The 17,893-nt window shown below is 61.2% G+C and carries 30 protein-coding genes; 28 read left to right on the forward strand and 2 right to left on the reverse strand.

All coding sequences use genetic code 11. The features are described 5' to 3' along the window. Positions 1-25: 25 nt before the first annotated feature. The 28 genes from DIC75_RS04430 to cmk all read left to right on the forward strand — a co-directional run bounded on the left by DIC75_RS04430 (position 26) and on the right by cmk (position 15,899). Positions 26-430 carry a Tfx family DNA-binding protein gene (locus DIC75_RS04430; RefSeq protein WP_250986785.1) on the forward strand — a complete coding sequence of 135 codons (405 nt, stop codon included), beginning with the start codon at positions 26-28 and terminating at the stop codon, positions 428-430. Positions 431-1,249: 819 nt separating this feature from the next. Beyond that, positions 1,250-2,263 (forward strand): 50S ribosomal protein L3, encoded by a 1,014-nt coding sequence (locus tag DIC75_RS04435; protein WP_250986786.1) that lies wholly within the window; start codon positions 1,250-1,252, stop codon positions 2,261-2,263. Positions 2,264-2,269: 6 nt separating this feature from the next. Then, entirely contained in the window at positions 2,270-3,019 is a 750-nt protein-coding gene (rpl4p, locus tag DIC75_RS04440) for a 50S ribosomal protein L4 (RefSeq protein WP_250986787.1), read from the forward strand. Beyond that, positions 3,016-3,264: a 50S ribosomal protein L23 gene (locus DIC75_RS04445; protein WP_250986788.1), complete on the forward strand. Its 249-nt coding sequence runs from the start codon at positions 3,016-3,018 to the stop codon at positions 3,262-3,264. Before rpl4p ends, DIC75_RS04445 begins: the two co-directional genes overlap by 4 nt. Positions 3,265-3,275: 11 nt before the next feature. Further along, positions 3,276-3,995: a 50S ribosomal protein L2 gene (locus DIC75_RS04450; RefSeq protein WP_250986789.1), complete on the forward strand. Its 720-nt coding sequence runs from the start codon at positions 3,276-3,278 to the stop codon at positions 3,993-3,995. 10 nt (positions 3,996-4,005) lie between these two features. Continuing rightward, on the forward strand, positions 4,006-4,419 hold the full coding sequence (locus DIC75_RS04455) for a 30S ribosomal protein S19 (protein ID WP_250986790.1): 414 nt from the start codon (positions 4,006-4,008) through the stop codon (positions 4,417-4,419). Positions 4,420-4,424: 5 nt separating this feature from the next. After that, on the forward strand, positions 4,425-4,886 hold the full coding sequence (locus tag DIC75_RS04460) for a 50S ribosomal protein L22 (RefSeq protein WP_250986791.1): 462 nt from the start codon (positions 4,425-4,427) through the stop codon (positions 4,884-4,886). Beyond that, entirely contained in the window at positions 4,886-5,590 is a 705-nt protein-coding gene (locus tag DIC75_RS04465) for a 30S ribosomal protein S3 (RefSeq protein WP_250986792.1), read from the forward strand. The genes DIC75_RS04460 and DIC75_RS04465 overlap by 1 nt, the downstream gene beginning before the upstream one ends. Next, positions 5,591-5,794: a 50S ribosomal protein L29 gene (gene rpmC / locus DIC75_RS04470; RefSeq protein ID WP_250986793.1), complete on the forward strand. Its 204-nt coding sequence runs from the start codon at positions 5,591-5,593 to the stop codon at positions 5,792-5,794. Continuing rightward, positions 5,791-6,063 (forward strand): ribonuclease P protein component 1, encoded by a 273-nt coding sequence (locus DIC75_RS04475; protein WP_250986794.1) that lies wholly within the window; start codon positions 5,791-5,793, stop codon positions 6,061-6,063. The genes rpmC and DIC75_RS04475 overlap by 4 nt, the downstream gene beginning before the upstream one ends. A 13-nt stretch (positions 6,064-6,076) precedes the next feature. Next, entirely contained in the window at positions 6,077-6,403 is a 327-nt protein-coding gene (locus DIC75_RS04480; RefSeq protein ID WP_250986795.1) for a 30S ribosomal protein S17, read from the forward strand. Then, a complete protein-coding gene (rpl14p, locus tag DIC75_RS04485) occupies positions 6,400-6,798 on the forward strand; it encodes a 50S ribosomal protein L14 (protein ID WP_250986796.1) in 399 nt (132 codons plus the stop codon). The genes DIC75_RS04480 and rpl14p overlap by 4 nt, the downstream gene beginning before the upstream one ends. 13 nt (positions 6,799-6,811) lie before the next feature. Then, positions 6,812-7,177, forward strand: a complete 366-nt coding sequence (gene rplX / locus DIC75_RS04490; protein WP_250986797.1) for a 50S ribosomal protein L24 — start codon at positions 6,812-6,814, stop codon at positions 7,175-7,177. Continuing rightward, on the forward strand, positions 7,177-7,911 hold the full coding sequence (locus tag DIC75_RS04495) for a 30S ribosomal protein S4e (RefSeq protein ID WP_250986798.1): 735 nt from the start codon (positions 7,177-7,179) through the stop codon (positions 7,909-7,911). Before rplX ends, DIC75_RS04495 begins: the two co-directional genes overlap by 1 nt. After that, positions 7,908-8,411, forward strand: coding sequence for a 50S ribosomal protein L5 (locus DIC75_RS04500; protein ID WP_250986799.1), 504 nt, complete (start codon positions 7,908-7,910; stop codon positions 8,409-8,411). The genes DIC75_RS04495 and DIC75_RS04500 overlap by 4 nt, the downstream gene beginning before the upstream one ends. 3 nt (positions 8,412-8,414) lie before the next feature. After that, positions 8,415-8,594 (forward strand): 30S ribosomal protein S14, encoded by a 180-nt coding sequence (locus tag DIC75_RS04505; protein WP_250986800.1) that lies wholly within the window; start codon positions 8,415-8,417, stop codon positions 8,592-8,594. Between the two features lie 12 nt (positions 8,595-8,606). Continuing rightward, the gene (locus DIC75_RS04510; RefSeq protein WP_250986801.1) at positions 8,607-8,999 is read left to right on the forward strand and encodes a 30S ribosomal protein S8; all 393 of its coding nucleotides are present in this window, start codon (positions 8,607-8,609) and stop codon (positions 8,997-8,999) included. 13 nt (positions 9,000-9,012) lie between these two features. After that, complete coding sequence (locus tag DIC75_RS04515; protein WP_250986802.1) at positions 9,013-9,537, forward strand: 50S ribosomal protein L6; 525 nt, start codon at positions 9,013-9,015, stop codon at positions 9,535-9,537. A 5-nt stretch (positions 9,538-9,542) separates the two neighbouring features. Beyond that, complete coding sequence (locus DIC75_RS04520) at positions 9,543-9,974, forward strand: 50S ribosomal protein L32e (RefSeq protein ID WP_250986803.1); 432 nt, start codon at positions 9,543-9,545, stop codon at positions 9,972-9,974. Continuing rightward, positions 9,967-10,419 carry a 50S ribosomal protein L19e gene (locus DIC75_RS04525; RefSeq protein ID WP_250986804.1) on the forward strand — a complete coding sequence of 151 codons (453 nt, stop codon included), beginning with the start codon at positions 9,967-9,969 and terminating at the stop codon, positions 10,417-10,419. The genes DIC75_RS04520 and DIC75_RS04525 overlap by 8 nt, the downstream gene beginning before the upstream one ends. Then, positions 10,419-10,946 (forward strand): 50S ribosomal protein L18, encoded by a 528-nt coding sequence (locus DIC75_RS04530; RefSeq protein ID WP_250986805.1) that lies wholly within the window; start codon positions 10,419-10,421, stop codon positions 10,944-10,946. The genes DIC75_RS04525 and DIC75_RS04530 overlap by 1 nt, the downstream gene beginning before the upstream one ends. 1 nt (position 10,947) lies before the next feature. After that, the gene (locus DIC75_RS04535; RefSeq protein ID WP_250986806.1) at positions 10,948-11,565 is read left to right on the forward strand and encodes a 30S ribosomal protein S5; all 618 of its coding nucleotides are present in this window, start codon (positions 10,948-10,950) and stop codon (positions 11,563-11,565) included. Further along, positions 11,565-12,026: a 50S ribosomal protein L30 gene (locus DIC75_RS04540; RefSeq protein ID WP_250986807.1), complete on the forward strand. Its 462-nt coding sequence runs from the start codon at positions 11,565-11,567 to the stop codon at positions 12,024-12,026. The genes DIC75_RS04535 and DIC75_RS04540 overlap by 1 nt, the downstream gene beginning before the upstream one ends. Positions 12,027-12,031: 5 nt before the next feature. Beyond that, positions 12,032-12,457: an uL15m family ribosomal protein gene (locus tag DIC75_RS04545; RefSeq protein ID WP_250986808.1), complete on the forward strand. Its 426-nt coding sequence runs from the start codon at positions 12,032-12,034 to the stop codon at positions 12,455-12,457. A gap of 21 nt (positions 12,458-12,478) precedes the next feature. Further along, the gene (gene secY / locus DIC75_RS04550; protein WP_250986809.1) at positions 12,479-13,912 is read left to right on the forward strand and encodes a preprotein translocase subunit SecY; all 1,434 of its coding nucleotides are present in this window, start codon (positions 12,479-12,481) and stop codon (positions 13,910-13,912) included. A gap of 239 nt (positions 13,913-14,151) precedes the next feature. Next, the gene (locus tag DIC75_RS04555) at positions 14,152-14,727 is read left to right on the forward strand and encodes an adenylate kinase (protein WP_250986964.1); all 576 of its coding nucleotides are present in this window, start codon (positions 14,152-14,154) and stop codon (positions 14,725-14,727) included. Between the two features lie 6 nt (positions 14,728-14,733). Further along, positions 14,734-15,354: a DUF106 domain-containing protein gene (locus tag DIC75_RS04560; protein WP_250986810.1), complete on the forward strand. Its 621-nt coding sequence runs from the start codon at positions 14,734-14,736 to the stop codon at positions 15,352-15,354. Continuing rightward, positions 15,354-15,899 (forward strand): (d)CMP kinase, encoded by a 546-nt coding sequence (gene cmk, locus DIC75_RS04565; protein WP_250986811.1) that lies wholly within the window; start codon positions 15,354-15,356, stop codon positions 15,897-15,899. The genes DIC75_RS04560 and cmk overlap by 1 nt, the downstream gene beginning before the upstream one ends. Here cmk and DIC75_RS04570 read toward each other — a convergent pair. Together DIC75_RS04570 and DIC75_RS04575 are read right to left on the reverse strand one after the other, a co-directional pair. Next, positions 15,896-16,540, reverse strand: a complete 645-nt coding sequence (locus DIC75_RS04570; RefSeq protein ID WP_250986812.1) for a V-type ATP synthase subunit D — start codon at positions 16,538-16,540, stop codon at positions 15,896-15,898. The two genes, cmk and DIC75_RS04570, sit on opposite strands and share 4 nt — an antisense overlap. A gap of 10 nt (positions 16,541-16,550) precedes the next feature. Continuing rightward, the gene (locus DIC75_RS04575) at positions 16,551-17,678 is read right to left on the reverse strand and encodes a V-type ATP synthase subunit C (protein WP_250986813.1); all 1,128 of its coding nucleotides are present in this window, start codon (positions 17,676-17,678) and stop codon (positions 16,551-16,553) included. Positions 17,679-17,893: the final 215 nt, after the last annotated feature.

Raw genomic sequence — 17,893 nt, forward strand, 5'->3', positions numbered from 1 at the left:
AATTTACTCCGTCCATATATATCTGATGAAACAAGGTCTGCTTACCGATCGCCAGAAAGAAGTGCTGCGTTACCGGAAGAAAGGGTTGACGCAGCAACAGATCGCAGAGATCATTCATACCTCAAAGGCAAACGTCTGCACCATCGAGAAGGCTGCTCTCGAGAACATCTCGCGTGCACGTGAAACGCTTGAATTCCTCTATACCCTTGACGCCGTTCACCTCTGCACGCTTCAGAGCGGCCTCGACCTGCTCAAGGCCCCCGAGATCATCTATGCTGAAGCCGAGAAGAAGGGATTAAAGGTCAAATACGACACGATCTCGCTCATTAACAGGCTCAGGGACGCCAACCCCGAGCGGTTCAGGGGGAGGCAGGTCCGCGAGGACGTTGAGATCTATATCAACAAAGACGGCGACCTGTATTTCGGGTAATACGGTTTCCCGGGTGCGCGCATGGCTCTCGTGTCGGAGCGGGAGCCCCGCGGAGGATCTCTCCCGGTCGTACGTCTGCGAACGGGGCCTTTGCAGCCCTTCATTCATCCCCCTGACCGCTCAGTTCGGTGAACCGATGCCGCGCCTGCAGCAAATAGTCGTTTGGCGTAAATTCCCGGGAAATCCGATAACAAGGTTTATATCTCATTTTAAGTAATGTTTAAGAAACCGCTCTGCACAATTCCGTCCGGACCCGGGAGGCAGCCGGCACCTCACGTGCCTCTGATCCCCGGGATCTCTCCGGTTCCGCAATATACGCGGAACAGAGACCCGCGGCGGGAGGGTGCGGAAGGTACCAGACAAAGCGAAGGTCGAACCCTCCTCACGGAGGGCCGATGTCGATATGGAGTTGTGCTCGTCACAACGGGATGACAGGAGCTGGATCTGATCGAGACGTTGGGCCAACGCCAGTGCAGCGCGCCCGGTTCCGGGAACACTCTTCCTGGAAACGTCGGAGAGTCAGGATCTATTGGCGACGACTGGAATGCACCCGGTGCACACCGGGACGGCAGCGGAGAGGGCGATCGAAACGCGCAGAGACGGATGTCTCTGTTGATCCTCACGCTCCGCTGCCTCCATCAACTGTTTCCCCTGACACCCGGGCGTTAATGCCTGGGTGTTCGATATCCTGCCCCGTACGGGTTCGCCAGAAGGCCTATCGTGCCGGCACGTCCGGCACGGGGCCCGGCGCATGCATCGCCCTGCAGCAGGCCTGCAGTCGATGCATCACGCTACAACGCACGAAGGGTTGATTGAAACATGCCGAAGATTAACAGACCACGCAGAGGATCCCTCGCGTACAGCCCGAGAAAACGGGCAAAAAGCCCGGTTCCCCGCTACGGCTCATGGCCGGAGTATACGGGAGCCCCGGCCGTCCAGGGATTCGCAGGGTACAAGGTGGGGATGACCCACGTCATCATGGTCGATGACCACAAGAGCAGCCCCACCGAAGGCAAGGATGTGATGGTGCCGGTGACCGTGGTTGAGGTCCCGCCCATGCGGGTGGCAGGCGTGCGCGCATACAGTGAGGACACCTACGGAAAGCATGCGCTGACCGAAGCGTGGACGACCGACCTCGATGAGGAGTTGTCCCGCCGCATCAACGTCCCGAAGAACCACGACACCGCCGCCGCTCTCGACGCCATCAAAAACGCAGTCGGCGAAGGCAGGGTCGCGGAACTCTACGCTCTGGCCTACACCCGGCCCATGGAACTCACCGGCGTCCCGAAGAAGGTCCCCGACCTGATGGAGATGCGGATCGCCGGCGGAAGCCTTGACGACCAGGCTGCTTACGCTGCCGAGATTCTCGGGAAGGAGATCACGATCTCCGGCAACCTCGAGGTCGGCGAATACGTCGACGTGACCGCAGTTACCACCGGCAAGGGCACGGAAGGCCCCGTCAAGCGCTGGGGCGTCCAGGTCCGGAAGCGGAAACACTCCCGCGGCGGCAAGAAGCGTCACATCGGCAACCTCGGTCCGTGGCACCCGCACCATGTTCGGTGGCAGGTCCCGCAGTCGGGCCAGATGGGCTACCAGCAGCGCACCGAGTTCAACAAGCGCATTTTAAAGATCGGCACCGATGGCGACGACATAACGCCGGCAGGCGGATTCCTGCACTACGGCCTTGTGCGCGGTCCCTACGTGCTGATCAAGGGCTCCGTCCCGGGACCGAACAAGCGGCTGGTCCGGATACGCTCCGCGATACGGCAGGGTGAACACACCGTCCGCACGCCGACGATCAGTTTCGTCAGCGCGCAGAGCCAGCAGGGGTGAGCAGCGATGAAGGCACAGGTTCGAACACTGACAGGCGAGATCGCTCACGAGATCGATCTCCCGGAAATCTTTAACGAAGCGTACAGGCCCGACCTGATTAAGCGGGCAGTCCTCGCGCTCCAGAGCACCCGGTTCCAGCCGCATGGGACAAACCCCTATGCAGGCATGCGCACCTCGGCAGAGTCCTGGGGCAGCGGCCGGGGTGTCGCTCAGGTCCCCCGCTTAAAGAACGGCAGCAGGGTGGCCCGGGTGCCGCAGGCAACCGGCGGGCGTGCAGCGCACCCCCCGAAGGTCGAAAAGATCCTCGTCAAGGAGATCAACCGGAAAGAGAAACAGAAGGCCTTCCGGTCTGCCGTCGCAGCCAGCACCTACCAGGACCTCGCCCGGGAACGCGGGCACCTCTTTGAGGGCGATCTCCCGCTGGTCTTCGAGGACCGGTTCGAAGAGATCACCCGCACAGGCGATGTCATCTCGGCGCTCTCTGCGCTCGGTGTCTATGCCGATGTCGAGCGGGCGAAGAGCAGCAAGAAAGTCCGTGCAGGGCGGGGTACCATGCGTGGCCGCCGCTACAAGCAGCGCAAGAGCGTTCTCATCGTCACCGGGAGCGAGCCGCTCCGGGCAGCCCGGAACCTTGCCGGCGTCGATGCCGTGACGGTCAACCAGCTCAACACCGAACTCTTGGCCCCCGGCACGCAGGCAGGACGCCTGACGATCTGGACTGAGTCTGCAATCAGGAGACTGGAGGAGTTCTCATGATACTGAAACACCCGTTCGTTACTGAAAAAGCAACGATGATGCTCGAAGGCGAGAGCAAGCTCCAGTTTATCGTGCAGAGGGATGCCACCAAGCAGGGGATCAAGCGTGAGCTTCAGTCGATCTTCGAGCAGGAAGTGACCTCTGTCCGCACAATGATGACCATGAAAGGCGAGAAGAAGGCCATTGTAACGTTTGCGGATGCGAAAGCGGCTGAAGAGATCCTCAGCCGGCTGGGAATAATGTAAGGTGAGTGACGATGGCACATCGAATTATTGCACAGAGCCGTGGAAAAGGCGGCCCGTCCTACCGTGCACCGTCGCACCGGTATAAGGCCGAACTGCGGCACGTAGGGAAGAATGACGCCCTGGTATCCGGGGTCGTCATCGATATCGAGCACGACCCGGCACGCCACGCACCGATCGCTCTCACCAGGATCGAGAACGGCGAGAAGATCTACGTCCTCGCCACCGAAGGACTCGGTGTCGGAGATACGGTCTCCTGGGGCCCGGGTGGCGCGGTGAAGAACGGCAACACCCTGCCGCTCCGGGAGGTCCCGGTCGGTGCATACGTCTGCAACATCGAGGCCAGGCCCAACGACGGCGGCAAGTTCGTCCGCTCGAGCGGTGTCCAGGCCCTCGTCATCGGTAAGGCCGATGACGGCAGGGTCGGTGTTCGGATGCCGAGCGGCAAGAACAAGTGGTTCAACGGTGCCTGCATGGCAACCGTCGGTATCGTTGCCGGCGGCGGACGGGGCGAAAAACCGTTCGTCAAGGCAGGAAAGAAGCACTTCCACGTCCGGTCCTCCTCCGAGAGGTGGCCTCGCGTCAAGGGTGTCTGCATGAACGTCATCGACCACCCGTTCGGCGGCGGTGGACACCAGCACTGCGGACGCCCGAAGACCGTATCCCACGGTACGTCCCCCGGCAGGAAAGTAGGGCATATTGCGGCCCGGAGAACAGGCAAGTGGAAGAAGTGAGGGGTGAAGCATGGCAAAGAAGACACAGAAGCGAATGCCGCGGCGGCGTGAGGAGTTCACCTATCGCGGTCATTCCGTTGAAGACCTGAAGCAGATGGCTCTCTCCGAGCTGCTGCCGCTCATGCCGGCCCGGGCACGCAGGAAGTTCGACCGGGGTCTCTCCCGGGAACACGAGAAACTCCTTGCCGATCTCCGGTCGGGAGACGGGAGCATCCGCACCCATCTGCGCGACATGATCATCATGCCCGAGATGGTCGGCAGGACGTTCGAGATTCACAACGGGAAAGAGTTCCAGGCGGTGGAGATTCAGCCGGAGGCGGTCTTCCACTACCTTGGAGAGTTTGCACTGACCCGCAGGAGGGTCTCCCACGGCAGCGCCGGTATCGGTGCAACCCGGTCGAGTAAGTACGTACCGCTGAAGTGATGGCTATGGCAAGAACAGATTATTCAGCAAAGATCGAGGGCGAGAACATCGCTCGCGCAAAGGCGAACGAGCTTCCCGTCTCTCCCAAGCACTCGATCGAGATTGCCAGGTTCATCCGGAAGATGACCACCTCTGAAGCAAAGGCATACCTCGCCGATGTAGTGGAACTCAAGAAGGCCATCCCCTTCAAGCGGTTCAACCGGAACGTCGCCCACAAGCGGGGTCTTTCGAAGTGGCCCGCTGGCCGGTACCCGGTCAAGGCCGCGGAGGCCTACATCAGGCTGCTCGAGTCCGTCGAGAAGAACGCCGAGTACATCGGCCTTGATACCGAAAACCTCCGGATCGACCACGTCGCCGCCAACACCGGCCGTGGCCTCAAGGCGTTCTTCCCGCGTGCGATGGGTCGCGCCACCCCGAAGCGCAGAGAGACTGTGAACATCGAGATCGTCGTGACCGAGGTGGCGTAATGGCAATCGAGAAGAAGTTTATCACTGACGGCGTGCGCAACGTTCGCGTCGAGAAGTTCCTCACGAAGGAACTCAAGCGGGCAGGATACGGCGGCATGGACATCACCCGGACGCCGCTCGGCACCCAGGTGACCATCTTTGCGGAGAAGCCCGGTATCGTGATCGGGAAAGGCGGCAAGCAGGTCCGCCAGCTCACTCAGGACCTCGCCACCACGTACGATATCGAGTCCCCGCAGGTGGAGGTCCAGCAGGTCCAGAACCCCAACTTCAACGCCCAGATCATGGCGGAGAGGCTGGCAAACGCTCTTGAGCGCGGCTGGTACTTCAGAAAGGCCGGACAGAGCACGATCCGCCGGGTCATGGAATCCGGTGCGCTCGGCTGCGAGGTCGTCATCGCCGGGAAGCTGACCGGTGCCCGGTCACGGACCCAGAAGTTCACCGAGGGTTACGTCAAGCACTGCGGTGAGCCCAGCGAGACGATCGTCGAGAAGGGCTATGCGCTTGCGATCAAGAAACTCGGGACCATCGGGGTCCAGGTCAAGATCGTCCCGCCGGATGCACGGCTGCCCGACACCTTCGATGTCCTTGAACCCGCGCCGAAGAAGGCTCCGGCCGAGTCCATCGAGCCCGAAGAGGTCGGCGAAGAGGTCTTCGAGGAAGAGTTCGAGGAGACCTCCGGAGAGGAGTACGTGGAGGAGCGATAAATGGCAATCTTTCGCGCACAGGAAGTGAGACAGCTCTCCGACACCGAACTCCTCGAGCAGGAGCAGAAACTCTCCCTCGAACTGATCCAGGAGCGGGGTAAAGTCAGCGCCGGCGGTGCCACCGAGAACCCCGGGAGGATCCGCGAGGTAAAGAGAACGATTGCGCGCATCCGGACCGAGAAGAACGCACGGAGGAACGCATGATCTCTCCCCAGAACGTCCTGCGGCACGAGTTGATCGGCCTGGACGTTCTGGTCGCCCGTGCGAGCAACCCGGGTCATACCGGGGTATCGGGTCGCATCGTCGATGAGACCCGTAATACCCTGGTCATCCAGACCGGGCGGGGAGAAAAGCGGATACCGAAACGGTTCAGCGTGTTCCGCCTCCGGCTTCCCGACGGCACGACCGTCGACGTCGACGGGTCGAGCCTGGAGACACAGCCGGAACGGCGGATCAGCATGCGCATCAGATAAACGAGGATGAATAATGGCACGAAACATTGGGTTGGACGTTCCCATTCCGGAAACGGAATGTGAGGACGCAAATTGTCCGTTTCACGGCACTTTGCCGGTACGCGGCCAGGTGATTACCGGCAAAGTCGTGAGCGACCGTATGAACGGTACCGTCGTCGTGGAGCGTGAGTTCCTCCACTACGTCAAGAAATACAAGCGGTACGAGAAACGCAGATCCCGGTACCATGCCCACAGCACGCCCTGCATCAACGCGGGCATCGGCGATGTGGTCCGGATCGCGGAGTGCAGACCGCTCTCGAAGACCAAGAACTTTGTTGTGGTCGAGGTGATGAAGGAATGAAGGCGATGCAGTCGACCATTCCGCGCGCCCTCGCCACCGGCTCACAGATGGTCTGTTCCGACAACACCGGCGCACGGCTCGTGGAGATCGTCTCGGTCGACCGTTACCACGGTGTCAGGCGCCGGCAGCCCTGCATGGGCGTCGGCGACGTCGCGACCGTGAGCGTCAAGAAGGGCACCCCCGATATGCGGAGGAAACTCGAGAAAGCGGTGGTCATCCGGCAGAAGAAGGAGATCCGCCGCCCGAACGGCATCCGTCTCTCGTTCGAGGACAACGCCATGGTGCTCATCAACGAGCGCGGCGAGCCGAAGGGAACGGAGATCAAAGGTGCCGTCCCCCGGGAGATCGCCGAGCGGTTCCCGAAGATCGCCTCCATGGCGACGATAATCGTGTAAGGTGTGGTGAAGAATGGTACGCATAGTAAGCAAACAGCCGAGAAAACAGCGGAAGGCGCGTTACAACGCACCGAACCACACCCGGGGCCGGTTCCTCTCCGCATCACTTGCCCCCGAACTCCGTGGGAAGTACAACGCCCGGAGAACCCGTGTGGTCAAAGGGGATACCGTCAAGGTACTCCGTGGAGACTTCGCCGGTGACGAAGGCATCGTCGATGCGGTCGACATGAAGACGTGCCGGCTGGTCGTGCACGGCGTGATGGTGACGAAGGCGGACGGAACCGAGGTTCCCCGGCCGGTCGATCCCTCGAACGTGCAGATCACGAAGCTCAACCTGAAAGACAAACTACGTGAGGAGAGACTCGGAGGCGGAGCATAATGTCTCATTATCTCAAGCGGCTGGTAGCGCCAGGGTCCTGGCACATCCCGAAGAAAGTACAGAAATTCGTCATGAAGACCGCTCCGGGCCCCCACAACGCCGGCGCTCTGCCGGTCGGTGTCTGGCTCCGCGAGCATGTCGGTCTCGCACAGAACGCGAGCGAAGTCCGGAAGATCCTGCACCAGCGCGATGTCATCGTCAACGGGCGGGCCTGCAGGAACCCACAGATGGGCCTTGGTGTCTTTGATATCGTCTCGATCCCGAAGATCGGGAAGAACTACCGCATCCAGCTGGACAACCGGGGCAACCTTGTTGCCGTCGAGATTCCGGCGGAGTCTGCAAAGACCCGGCTCTGCAAGATCCGGAACAAGACCACGGTCAAGGGCGGCAAGGTACAGCTGAACCTTGCGTTCGGCGCAAACATCCTCGCTGACAACACCTACAGGGCGAAAGATTCCGTCGTGGTGACCCTCGGCGATGGAACGGCCGGTGAAGACCGGTTCCGGATCGTCGATCACTTCCCCTTCGCAGAAGGCAATGTGGCCATGATCGTCGGCGGGAAGCATTCCGGGAAGGTCGGCAGGATCGTCGAGGTCATCCAGACCGCAAGTTCCGTCCCGAACCGCGTCATTCTCATGGACGACTCGGCCGGTGAGAGGTTCGAGACCATCGACGAGTACGTCTTCATGGTCGGCCGCTCCGCGATTGCACCCGAACTGGAGGCCTCAGCATGAGTGCAATGAAGGATATCTACATAGACAAGGTCGTTGTCCATATGGGCGTCGGAGAGAGCGGTGAGCGGCTGGTCAAGGCCGAGGATCTCGTGAAGAAGATCACCGGCCAGAAGCCCGTCCGCACCATCGCGAAGCGGACCCAGCCGGCGTTCGGCATCAGGAAGGGCGCACCCATCGGGTGCAAGGTCACCCTGCGCCGGGAGAACGCCGAGAAGTTCGTCACGACCGCGCTCAACATCATCGAGCGGCAACTCGCGGCCTCGCAGTTCGACCGGACCGGCAACGTCTCCTTCGGCATCGAAGAGCACACCGACTTCCCGGGCATGTCCTACGACCCGACGATCGGTATCTACGGCATGGACGTCAACGTGGTGCTCGAGTACAAAGGTGCCCGGATCGCACGCAGAGTCGTCGAGCGCAGGAAACTGCCGGCGGACCAGAAAGTGAACAAAGAGGAAGCCATCGCGTTCATGCGCGAGCACTACCAGGTGGAGGTGTAAAGAATGGCTGAAGAGTCAGGAGCACCTTCTTCGAGCGAGAGTACGAGGAAGTTCGGCCGTGGCGCCAACGAGTGCCGCATCTGCGGCCGGAAGCAGGGCCTTGTGCGTAAATACGGCATCTACTTCTGCCGTCAATGCTTCCGCGAGTGGGCGAGCAAGATGGGCTTCAAGAAGATGAACTAGGGGTTAGAGAATATGGCACGACTGAATCCAATCGCTGACGCGATGAGCACGATCAAGAATGCCGGCGACGCTGGAAAGAGCGAGGTTATTGTCGAACCCGCCAGCAAGCTCCTCGGCGCCATGCTCCGCGTTATGCAGGAAAACGGCTTTATCGGCGGCTTCGAGTTCATCGAAGACGGCCGCGGCGGCCAGTTCCGGGTCCAACTCCCCGGAACGATCAATAAGTGTGGCGCCATCACCCCCCGGTTCCCGGTGGCGATGGTTGATATGGAATACTGGGAGTCGCAGTACCTCCCCGCAAAGAACTTCGGCATCCTGATCGTCTCCACCTCAAAGGGGGTCATCTCCCATGAAGAGGCCCGGAACGCGGGAGTCGGCGGTCAACTGCTGGGATACGTCTACTAAAGGAGGGAAGAGTATGGGAATAACACGACAGGTCGAGATCCCTCCCGGTGTGAACGTCACGCTCGAAGGCAACGTGCTCACGGTCTCCGGACCGAAGGGCACACTGGCCCGCGACATGCGCTTCCCGCAGATCGACCTCAGGGTTGAAGGCGGCGAGGTCGTCGTCTCCACGACATCCGATAAGAAGCGGTTCCTTGCCATGAGCGGCACGCTCGAGGCCCATGCGAAGAACATGATCCGGGGTGTCGCCGAAGGCTACGAGTATCGCATGAAGGTGGTTTACAGCCACTTCCCGATCCAGCTGAAGCTGCAGGGCAACCGCCTCGAGATCAACAACTTCCTTGGCGAGAAACAGCCCAGAATAGCAAAGATCATCGAGGGCGTCACCGTCAAGGTCGGAAACGACGAGGTGACTCTCACCGGTATCGATAAGGAGAAGGTGGGCAACACGGCCGCAAACATCGAGCACGCGACCAGGATCACGAAGCGTGACCCCCGGGTGTTCCAGGACGGCATCTACATCACCGAGAGGGCGTGAAACCGATGGATGAAGCAAGAAGATTGATCCGCGTCCGCACCCGGCACAACAAGCCCGCCTTCAAGAGGCGGGGACTTCACCGCAAAGCGAAGCTGGCAGATGTCTGGCGGCGTCCGCGTGGTCTGCACAACAAGCAGAGACGGCAGTTCAGCGCAAAGGGCGCCCTTCCCCGACCGGGATATGGGAGCCCTGCCGCAATCCGCGGCATGCACCCGAGCGGCTATGAGGAGGTACGGGTCTTTACACCTGCAGAACTTGCGGGACTGAACCCGGAGACCCAGGCCATCCGGATCGGCGGATCCGTGGGCAACAGGAAGCGGGGAGCGATTCAAACCCGGGCCCTGGAACTGGGGCTCAAGGTGCTGAATGCAAAAGACCTCACCCGCACGGCAGAAATACCCGCCGTGAGCGAAGAAGAGGTGAACGAGGATGAGTGATCTCGCCAGCCAGAAGCGAATGGCAGCCGCCATTCTGAAGTGCGGCATCAACCGTGTCTGGTTCGATCCCGAGCGCCAGGCCGACATTGAGGGAGCGATCTCCAGAAACGACCTGCGCGAGCTCGTCGCGGAAGGCGTGATCAAGGCGCACCCCGTAAAGGGGAACAGCCGTGGCAGGGCCCGGGCACGGATGGCGCAGCGTTCCTACGGCCACCGGAAAGGACCGGGACGGAGGAAGGGTGCCGCCGGGGCCCGCGGGTCCAGCAAGCGGGCATGGATCAGGAAGATCCGGGCGCAGCGTCGCACTCTGCGCGAGATGCGCGCAGAAGGCACAATCGAGAGGAGTCTCTACCGCGTGATGTACCGGAGGGCCTCCGGAGGCCAGTTCCGGAGCGTGGCGCACCTTACGGCTCATGTTGAGACGATGGCAGGGAGGATGAAATAATGGCAACCGGCCCAAGATACTTCGTGCCCTTCCGAAGGCGGCACGAGGGCAAGACTGATTACTATAAGCGGATGTCGCTCCTGTCGTCGGGAACGCCGAGGATGGTCGTCCGGAGGACGAACCGGCAGATCATCGTGCAGCTGGTCGTCCCCGAGACCGAAGGAGACCGCACCCTGGTGGCCGCATACTCGGCCGAACTTGCCGGTTACGGCTACGAGGGATCGACAGCGAGCACCCCGGCCGCCTACCTGACCGGGATGCTGTTTGCAGTCAAGGCGTTGAACGCGGGATATGAAGAGGGGATCCTGGATATCGGGCTCGCCCGGGCAAAACCCGGAGCGCGCGTCTTTGCCGCTCTCAAGGGGGCAGTGGATGCGGGTCTCGACGTCCCGTATGGCGAGTCGATCCTCCCCGATGAGGAACGGCTCAAGGGTGCCCACATCGCCGGGTATGCTCCCGAGCGGGCGGGCAACCTGGTAGCGAATGTAGAGGCTGTGGCTCTGGCCATCAAGAAGGAGCTGGTGTGACATGGCATACGTACAGGAAGAATGGATTCCGCTCACCGGTCTCGGGCGCATGGTCGCCGCAGGCGAGATCACCAGTATCGATGAGGTGCTCGCGAGCGGCAGGCCGATCAAGGAGCCCCAGATCGTCGATCTCCTCCTGCCCGACCTGGAGGACGAGGTGCTGGACATCAACATGGTCCAGCGGATGACGGACTCGGGTCGCCGTGTGAAGTTCCGCACCGTCGTGGTGGTCGGCAACCGGAACGGCTACGTCGGGTTCGGCCAGGGAAAGGATGTTCAGGTCGGCAATGCGATCCAGAAAGCAATCGTAAACGCAAAACTGAACCTGATCAAGGTCTCCCGTGGATGCGGGAGCTGGGAGTGCGGCTGCGACACCGGCCACTCGATCCCCATCGAGGTGACCGGGAAGGCAGGCAGCGTCCGCGTGACGCTGAAGCCCGCTCCGCAGGGAATCGGCCTCGTGACCGGGGAGACCCCGAAGAAAGTCCTGACACTTGCAGGTATCAAGGATGTCTGGGCCTTCAACCGGGGACAGACCCGCACGACCATCAACTACGCGAAGGCGACGTTTGAAGCGCTCAAGCAGACGAATGTCGTCAGGATCGGGGGGACGGAGTGATGTACGCGGTAGTACAGGTGCGCGGCGTGGTCAAGACCAACCGCGAGATCAAGGACACCTTGAAGATGCTCCGCCTGCACCACGTCAACCACTGCGTCCTCGTGCCCGATACGCCTGCGTACCTGGGCATGATCCGCAAGGTGAAGGACTTCGTTGCGTACGGCGAGGTTGACCGGGAGACCCTGGCCACCCTCCTGCGCACCCGGGGCAGACTGACCGGAGACGAGCAGCTGACCGACGACTATGTCCGTGCGCATACCCCGTATGCCAGCATCGACGAATTCGCAGCAGCGCTCTGCAGCGGTGAGACAAGCTTCCGCGATCTGGTGGAGATCAAGCCGGTGCTGAGACTGCACCCTCCTCGAAAGGGCTATAAAACTATCAAGCGAACCTTTCAGCAGGGTGGAGCTCTCGGCTACTATGGCCCCCAGATCAACGATCTCCTCTACAAAATGAGGTGAGACTGATGCCCGTAAACAAGAGATCCAAATACAGGGGTTCACGGACCTGTGGCGGCGGCACGCACAAGAACCGGCGTGGCGCCGGCAACAGGGGTGGACGAGGTAGAGCCGGGCAGCGCGATCACCGCTTCTCCCACTTCTACCTGAAGGGTGAGATATCCAACGGCAAGCACGGTTTCGTCAGCAAGACCTCCGTGCCGGTATCCGCTCTTGATGTCGGGGAGATCGACCAGATGGCCGAAGCACTGCTTCGGGAGGGGCTTGCGAGCCAGGAAGGAGACCTCATTGCCCTCGATGTCGCCGAGATCGGCATCGAGAAGGTACTTGGTGGCGGAAGAGTCACCCACAAGATGAGTATCTCCGCCCGGGAGTTTTCAGAACGGGCCCGGGCAAAGATCGAGGAGATGGGCGGTCAGGCAATGACCGTCTGATCTCCTTTTTTAGGTGAAACCATGGGAGATCTGCTGGATAGATTTGAACCCATCCTTGCAGCGATGCCTGCAGTCCGAAGTCCGGAGGGGCACGTTCACTTCAAGAATAAACTGATGTGGACGCTTGCGATTCTGCTCCTCTACTTCACATTGACCAACATCAATATCTTTGGGCTCTCTCCGGAGTCACAGGATATTTTCGGAATATATCGTGCCCTGCTTGCCGGTGCAAGCGGTTCGCTTCTGCATCTTGGTATCGGGCCGATCGTCACCGCATCGATCGTGCTGCAGCTGCTCAAGGGCGCCGGAATCCTGCAGATCGATACCAGCGATGCACGCGGCCAGGTCATGTATATGGGCCTGCAGAAGCTGCTCATCTTCGTGATGATCATCGTCGAAGCGCTCCCCATGGTCGCGAGCGGGCTGATGATGCCCGACCCGACGGTGGCAACGGAGTTCTTCGGCGGCAATATGCTCACGGTCTCGCTCCTGATCTTCCTCCAGCTCTGCATCGGCGGTCTCCTGGTGGTGCTGATGGACGAGGTCGTCACGAAATGGGGCGTCGGTTCGGGTGTGGGGCTCTTCATCGTTGCGGGAGTCTCGCAGGGTCTCGTGAACGGCTTCCTGAACTGGCAGACGGGCACCGACCCCTTCCCGATCGGGTTCTTCCCGCGGCTGTTCGCAATAGGTACCTCGGGGGCGAACTTCCTCGAGTACTTCGGCACGGACATGCTCGCCCTCGTCACGACGGTCGTGATCTTCATGATCATCGTCTACGTGGAGTCGACCCGTATCGAGATCCCGCTCGCGCATACCGCCGTCCGCGGCGCCCGTGCACGGTTCCCGGTGAAACTCATCTACGCGAGTGTTCTGCCGATGATCCTGGTCCGGGTGCTGCAGGCGAACATCCAGATGATAGGGATGTTCCTCTCGAACGCCGGGATAACCATCTTCGGCGAGTTCCAGGGGCAGACGCCGGTCAACGGTCTCATGTGGTATATCGCTCCCATCAACCAGCCTCAGGACTGGATGTGGTGGCTCTCCGACCTCGGGCACGCCCCCTGGGAGATCCTCCTGCGTATGGGCATCGATATCACCGTCATGGTGGTCGGAGGCGCGATCTTCGCGCTCTTCTGGGTCAAGACCGCAGGTCTCGACTCAAAGGACGTGGCCCGGCAGATCCAGAGGAGCGGGATGCATATCCCCGGCTACAGGCGGAACGAACAGGTGCTTGAGAAGTATCTCGACCGCTACATCCCGCGGATCACCATCATCGGCGGTGTGTTCATCGGCCTCCTCTCGGTCGTCGCGAACCTCTTCGGTGTGATCGGTGCGGTCGGAGGAACAGGACTGCTGCTTGCGGTGAGTATCACCTACCGCCTCTACGAGGAGGTCGCAAGCCAGCAGATCATGGAGATGTACCCGTTCATGCGGTCGTTCTTTGGGAAAGAATGAGTCCGAAGGCCCCGCCGAAGGCGGGGCCGGAGGAGTCATTCTTGGAGAAGCGGCGCGAAGCGCTCGCTTCGACCGGAAGTGAGCCCATCCGACTCCCCTTTTCCCAAAACCGCACAACATCCGTTTTTCCACCCGGACGATCCTCGCGATCGTTCAGGCCGAAGTGATTCCGAAAAGAATTACTCTTTCAGGCGTGGATTTATTTTACAGCGAACTATATTCTAAATGGAGTGATAACGTTGGGGAAGAAAGTCGTCGTGACGGGGGTTCCCGGTGTCGGGAAGACCACCGTCATCAACGGTGCGATGGAGAGACTGGCGGCCGAGGGCGTTTCCTACGAGGCCGTCAACTTCGGCACGTTCATGTTCGACGTGGCCAAAAAAGAGAACCTGGTCTCGAACCGCGATGAGATGCGCAAACTCGGAAAAGATGTCCAGAAACGCCTCCAGCAGGCGGCTGCCTCGGGAATCGCCGCCATGAGCGGAGATGCGAACATCATCGTCGATACCCACAGCAGCGTCAAGACCCCGACGGGGTTCCTCGCCGGGCTGCCCGAATGGGTGCTCCGCGAACTGATGCCCGATATGGTCGTGCTGGTGGAGACCGACCCGGACCAGATCCTGATGCGCCGGCTCGGTGACGCCTCGAGGGTCCGCGACATGGAAGGGTCCCGGGCGATCGCCGAGCACCAGGAGTTCAACCGCGCGGTTAGCGCGGCGTACGCGATGTACACCGGCTGTACCATCAAGATCGTCAGGAATGAAAACTTCCTGCTCGAACAGGGTATCGACGACCTGGTGAGTGTGCTGAGGTAACCTGACATGGTGGACCTGAAGAAGCACGGCCCGACGATCGCCCTCATCTTTACCATGCTCGTGATGCTCTCGTACAGCGTCGAGTGGATACGGGTGACGGTCGGTTCGGCGATGAATGTAGTGCTGGGCCCCTTCATCGATACCTTCGGCGTGCCGTTTTTCGTCATGATCATGATCCTCTCCGGCATGACGGGACTGTACTCGTCGCTTGTCCAGAAGTACACCATCGACTACGAGAAGATGCAGGAGACGCAGGCGAAGATGAAGGTCTTCCAGAAGGAGTTCCGGGAGGCCCAGCTCTCCGGAGATGAAAAGCGGGTCAAAAAGCTCCAGGGGAAGCAGGAGCGGATGATGCAGGACCAGCTCGACATCTCCCGGCAGCAGTTTACCCCGATGGCGATCATCCTGGTACTGTCCGTGCCGATCTTCTTCTGGCTCCTCCTGCGGCTTCCGGAGGTCGGCGCGCAGACCACCTTTGCGACCGGCATCGTGATGCCCTTCCTCGGGGCCGTCACCCTCTCGAGCTTTGCGTTCTGGATTGTCCCTGCATGGATCCTCTGGTACATGCTCTGCTCGCTGACCATCAGCCAGGTGATCCGGAAGGCCCTCAACATCGGAGGGCTCTGATGCGGATCACCATCAGCGGACCGCCGGGGAGCGGCACCACATCGCTCGCCCGGTATCTCGCCGGGAAGTACGGGCTCGACCTCATCTCCGCGGGAGAGGTCTTCCGCCAGCTCGCCCGGGAGCACGGCATGGACCTCGCCGAGTTCGGAAGATTCGCGGAGAACGATCCTTCGGTCGACCGGATGATCGATGCCCGCCAGAAAGAGATCGGCGAGGGCGCCGAAGACATCATCGTCGAGGGCAGGCTATCGGGCCGGATGATCGGGAACGCCGATCTCCGGATCTGGCTCGCCGCATCGCTCTCCTGCCGGGCAAAGCGAATCGCAGGCCGCGACGGGATGGACGAAGAAGGCGCCCGGGTCTACACCGAGAACCGGCAGCGCTCGGAAGCCACCCGTTACCGGAACTACTATGGTATCGAGATCGACGACCTCTCGGCGTATGACATCGTCCTCTCGTCCGAGACCTTCGGCGTGGACGCCCTCGGCGCGATCGTGGATACCGCAATCGCGTGCCTGCGCCAGCAGCAGGCCGACGCCCTCTAGGGTTTCCCTGCCCTCTTTGCCTTTATCTTTTTTATACGCCGGAGCCGTGTCCACTCCTGCCGCTCCATCTCGTCGCGCTGATCCTCGATGAGCCGGCGCGCCTGTGTAAGCTCCGGGATTATCCTGAACTCCAGCGCGTTCACACGCCGCCGGGTCCGTTCGATATCGTCGAGCAGCCGCCTGACTCCCCCCTCGAGTTCGGCGCTTGCGATTATCGCCGTAAGGAGATCCTCGTAGGCGTCGGCGGCGTCATCGATGACCGATGAAGTCCCGAGGATACCGTAACCCCTCTGATCGAGCGTCTTCTTCACCATCACCGGTTCGAGCTCCGGGAGCCGCACCCCGAAAACGTTCTTGTGCCCGGTCGTGTAGGAGGGGTTGGTCTCCACCGAGAGCGCTGCAAGGAGCACTCCCGTAGCCCCTTCCATCATGGCGGCGACTGCCACCATCTCCCGTGCTCCGGTGTACTTCTCTTCAAGTACCCGGCGCTCTCTGGCGGCCCGGTCGGTGAGCCTGACCAGTTCCAGCATCATACCGTCCAGTTTCATCTTAAGGAGTCGGTGTACCCGCTCAGCGAGCGCCATCCGCCGCCTGACGAGCAGGAGGCCGAACCGGGTGGGTTTGATGTCGTCGACCGGCATGTTACCTCTCCTACAGGACGATATACTGCCATATTCGCTCGGGCGGCAGACCGAATGCTTTTCCCCGTGCGATTGCCCGCAGGTTGAAGACCTCGTACTTCTTCCGCTCGAGGTACGCAAGCACCGGCAGGACCGAGAACGGATGACGCCGGGAGAGGGACTCCAGCTGGTGGAGCCTGACGCGGGTGACCGCCATCTCGACTTCGTGAACGGGCCGCCGGCGCTGGTGCCACCGCTGCCAGACCAGTTCTGCGGCGTCGACGCTCGAGAAGTCCGGGTCCTGCCGGAGTTCGCGCACCGCCTGGGTCAGAACCGGGACGATATCGGTCTCAAGGAAGACGCTGACGAACTCCCCCTCGGTATCGATGCCGTAGAGATGCCGGAAGATGCCGATGGGGATACGGCCGCCCGGGATCATCGTCCGTTCGATGACCGCGATATCGCACGCCTCTTCTGCGCAGTGGAGCCTGATGAGGTTCCTCATGTTGGTGATGTCGATCTCGAACCGGAGGTAGGCGATCAACTCCCGGCACCCGCTGCACCCGGATGTGCCGAGGTCGAGCAGGTCGGCGTAATACTGCCGGTAGAGTTCGTTCTCGATCCGGGCAAAGGCACCCGGCTCCCCGCAGACCCGGTAGTATTCTGCAAGGACCGGGTAGAGCCGCCAGCCCTGGAGGGCCTCGATAGCCTCGCCGCAGGTCGTGAAGTCGAGGAGGCGGTCGAGGAGCGCGCTGTCGATCTCGCCCGCCGGGACGAGGAGGTCGCGGATCTGTCGCCGGGGTATGTCGTGGGCCGTGCCCCGCAGGATCGCCATGACGTTTGCGATGTCCCACCGGTTGAGATATTCCCCGGTCAGGGTCTGGAGGTCGCCCGTGGCGATCGCCATGGCGTGCCGGAACGACTGCGCCAGGTTACGGTTCACCACCTCTTCGATGAGTTGGGCACCGGAGAAGTCGTGCGCGAGGTCCATGATATCCTGCCCGTAATCTTCCCGCCGGCCGAGGTGGGCGACGACCCCGGGTATGCTCATCCGCATGATGCGCAGGTACTCTTCACGGGGGAGGAGCGTGGTTCTCCGGACCCGGAACCGGGTGCAGGCATAGATGCACGAGGGGGAGATCACGCCGCACGGGGCCATAGAACCCTATTATCGTCCCCTCCTATAAATGCGCACCCGATTGATCGGGATGAGGAGGCGGACCGGGAAACTCGATCTGAGTTCCGGCAACGCGGGCAGGTTCATCTGACGATCCGGAAGTGTCCATACCAGAGAGCGTCGCGCAAAAGAAGCGGGTCAGAGCTGTCACGGTCTCCCCGGGGGCGAAGTGGCGCTATCGTCTCTGGGGCCGCACC

This window comes from Methanoculleus oceani, from assembly GCF_023702065.1.
GTDB classification, from domain to species: Archaea; Halobacteriota; Methanomicrobia; order Methanomicrobiales; family Methanoculleaceae; genus Methanoculleus; species Methanoculleus oceani.

Coding starts and splice junctions, on each gene's coding strand:
- DIC75_RS04545 (WP_250986808.1), top strand. CDS start 12,032: ATGCCCGTAAACAAGAGATCCAAATACAGGGGTTCACGGACCTGTGGC.
- DIC75_RS04520 (WP_250986803.1), top strand. CDS start 9,543: ATGGATGAAGCAAGAAGATTGATCCGCGTCCGCACCCGGCACAACAAG.
- DIC75_RS04510 (WP_250986801.1), top strand. CDS start 8,607: ATGGCACGACTGAATCCAATCGCTGACGCGATGAGCACGATCAAGAAT.
- DIC75_RS04430 (WP_250986785.1), top strand. CDS start 26: ATGAAACAAGGTCTGCTTACCGATCGCCAGAAAGAAGTGCTGCGTTAC.
- DIC75_RS04570 (WP_250986812.1), bottom strand. CDS start 16,540: ATGCCGGTCGACGACATCAAACCCACCCGGTTCGGCCTCCTGCTCGTC.
- DIC75_RS04455 (WP_250986790.1), top strand. CDS start 4,006: ATGGCAAAGAAGACACAGAAGCGAATGCCGCGGCGGCGTGAGGAGTTC.
- rpmC (WP_250986793.1), top strand. CDS start 5,591: ATGGCAATCTTTCGCGCACAGGAAGTGAGACAGCTCTCCGACACCGAA.
- DIC75_RS04435 (WP_250986786.1), top strand. CDS start 1,250: ATGCCGAAGATTAACAGACCACGCAGAGGATCCCTCGCGTACAGCCCG.
- DIC75_RS04575 (WP_250986813.1), bottom strand. CDS start 17,678: ATGGCCCCGTGCGGCGTGATCTCCCCCTCGTGCATCTATGCCTGCACC.
- DIC75_RS04540 (WP_250986807.1), top strand. CDS start 11,565: ATGTACGCGGTAGTACAGGTGCGCGGCGTGGTCAAGACCAACCGCGAG.
- DIC75_RS04450 (WP_250986789.1), top strand. CDS start 3,276: ATGGCACATCGAATTATTGCACAGAGCCGTGGAAAAGGCGGCCCGTCC.
- rpl14p (WP_250986796.1), top strand. CDS start 6,400: ATGAAGGCGATGCAGTCGACCATTCCGCGCGCCCTCGCCACCGGCTCA.
- DIC75_RS04535 (WP_250986806.1), top strand. CDS start 10,948: ATGGCATACGTACAGGAAGAATGGATTCCGCTCACCGGTCTCGGGCGC.
- cmk (WP_250986811.1), top strand. CDS start 15,354: ATGCGGATCACCATCAGCGGACCGCCGGGGAGCGGCACCACATCGCTC.
- DIC75_RS04530 (WP_250986805.1), top strand. CDS start 10,419: ATGGCAACCGGCCCAAGATACTTCGTGCCCTTCCGAAGGCGGCACGAG.
- DIC75_RS04525 (WP_250986804.1), top strand. CDS start 9,967: ATGAGTGATCTCGCCAGCCAGAAGCGAATGGCAGCCGCCATTCTGAAG.
- DIC75_RS04560 (WP_250986810.1), top strand. CDS start 14,734: ATGGTGGACCTGAAGAAGCACGGCCCGACGATCGCCCTCATCTTTACC.
- DIC75_RS04465 (WP_250986792.1), top strand. CDS start 4,886: ATGGCAATCGAGAAGAAGTTTATCACTGACGGCGTGCGCAACGTTCGC.
- DIC75_RS04475 (WP_250986794.1), top strand. CDS start 5,791: ATGATCTCTCCCCAGAACGTCCTGCGGCACGAGTTGATCGGCCTGGAC.
- rplX (WP_250986797.1), top strand. CDS start 6,812: ATGGTACGCATAGTAAGCAAACAGCCGAGAAAACAGCGGAAGGCGCGT.
- rpl4p (WP_250986787.1), top strand. CDS start 2,270: ATGAAGGCACAGGTTCGAACACTGACAGGCGAGATCGCTCACGAGATC.
- secY (WP_250986809.1), top strand. CDS start 12,479: ATGGGAGATCTGCTGGATAGATTTGAACCCATCCTTGCAGCGATGCCT.
- DIC75_RS04515 (WP_250986802.1), top strand. CDS start 9,013: ATGGGAATAACACGACAGGTCGAGATCCCTCCCGGTGTGAACGTCACG.
- DIC75_RS04500 (WP_250986799.1), top strand. CDS start 7,908: ATGAGTGCAATGAAGGATATCTACATAGACAAGGTCGTTGTCCATATG.
- DIC75_RS04460 (WP_250986791.1), top strand. CDS start 4,425: ATGGCAAGAACAGATTATTCAGCAAAGATCGAGGGCGAGAACATCGCT.
- DIC75_RS04445 (WP_250986788.1), top strand. CDS start 3,016: ATGATACTGAAACACCCGTTCGTTACTGAAAAAGCAACGATGATGCTC.
- DIC75_RS04505 (WP_250986800.1), top strand. CDS start 8,415: ATGGCTGAAGAGTCAGGAGCACCTTCTTCGAGCGAGAGTACGAGGAAG.
- DIC75_RS04495 (WP_250986798.1), top strand. CDS start 7,177: ATGTCTCATTATCTCAAGCGGCTGGTAGCGCCAGGGTCCTGGCACATC.
- DIC75_RS04480 (WP_250986795.1), top strand. CDS start 6,077: ATGGCACGAAACATTGGGTTGGACGTTCCCATTCCGGAAACGGAATGT.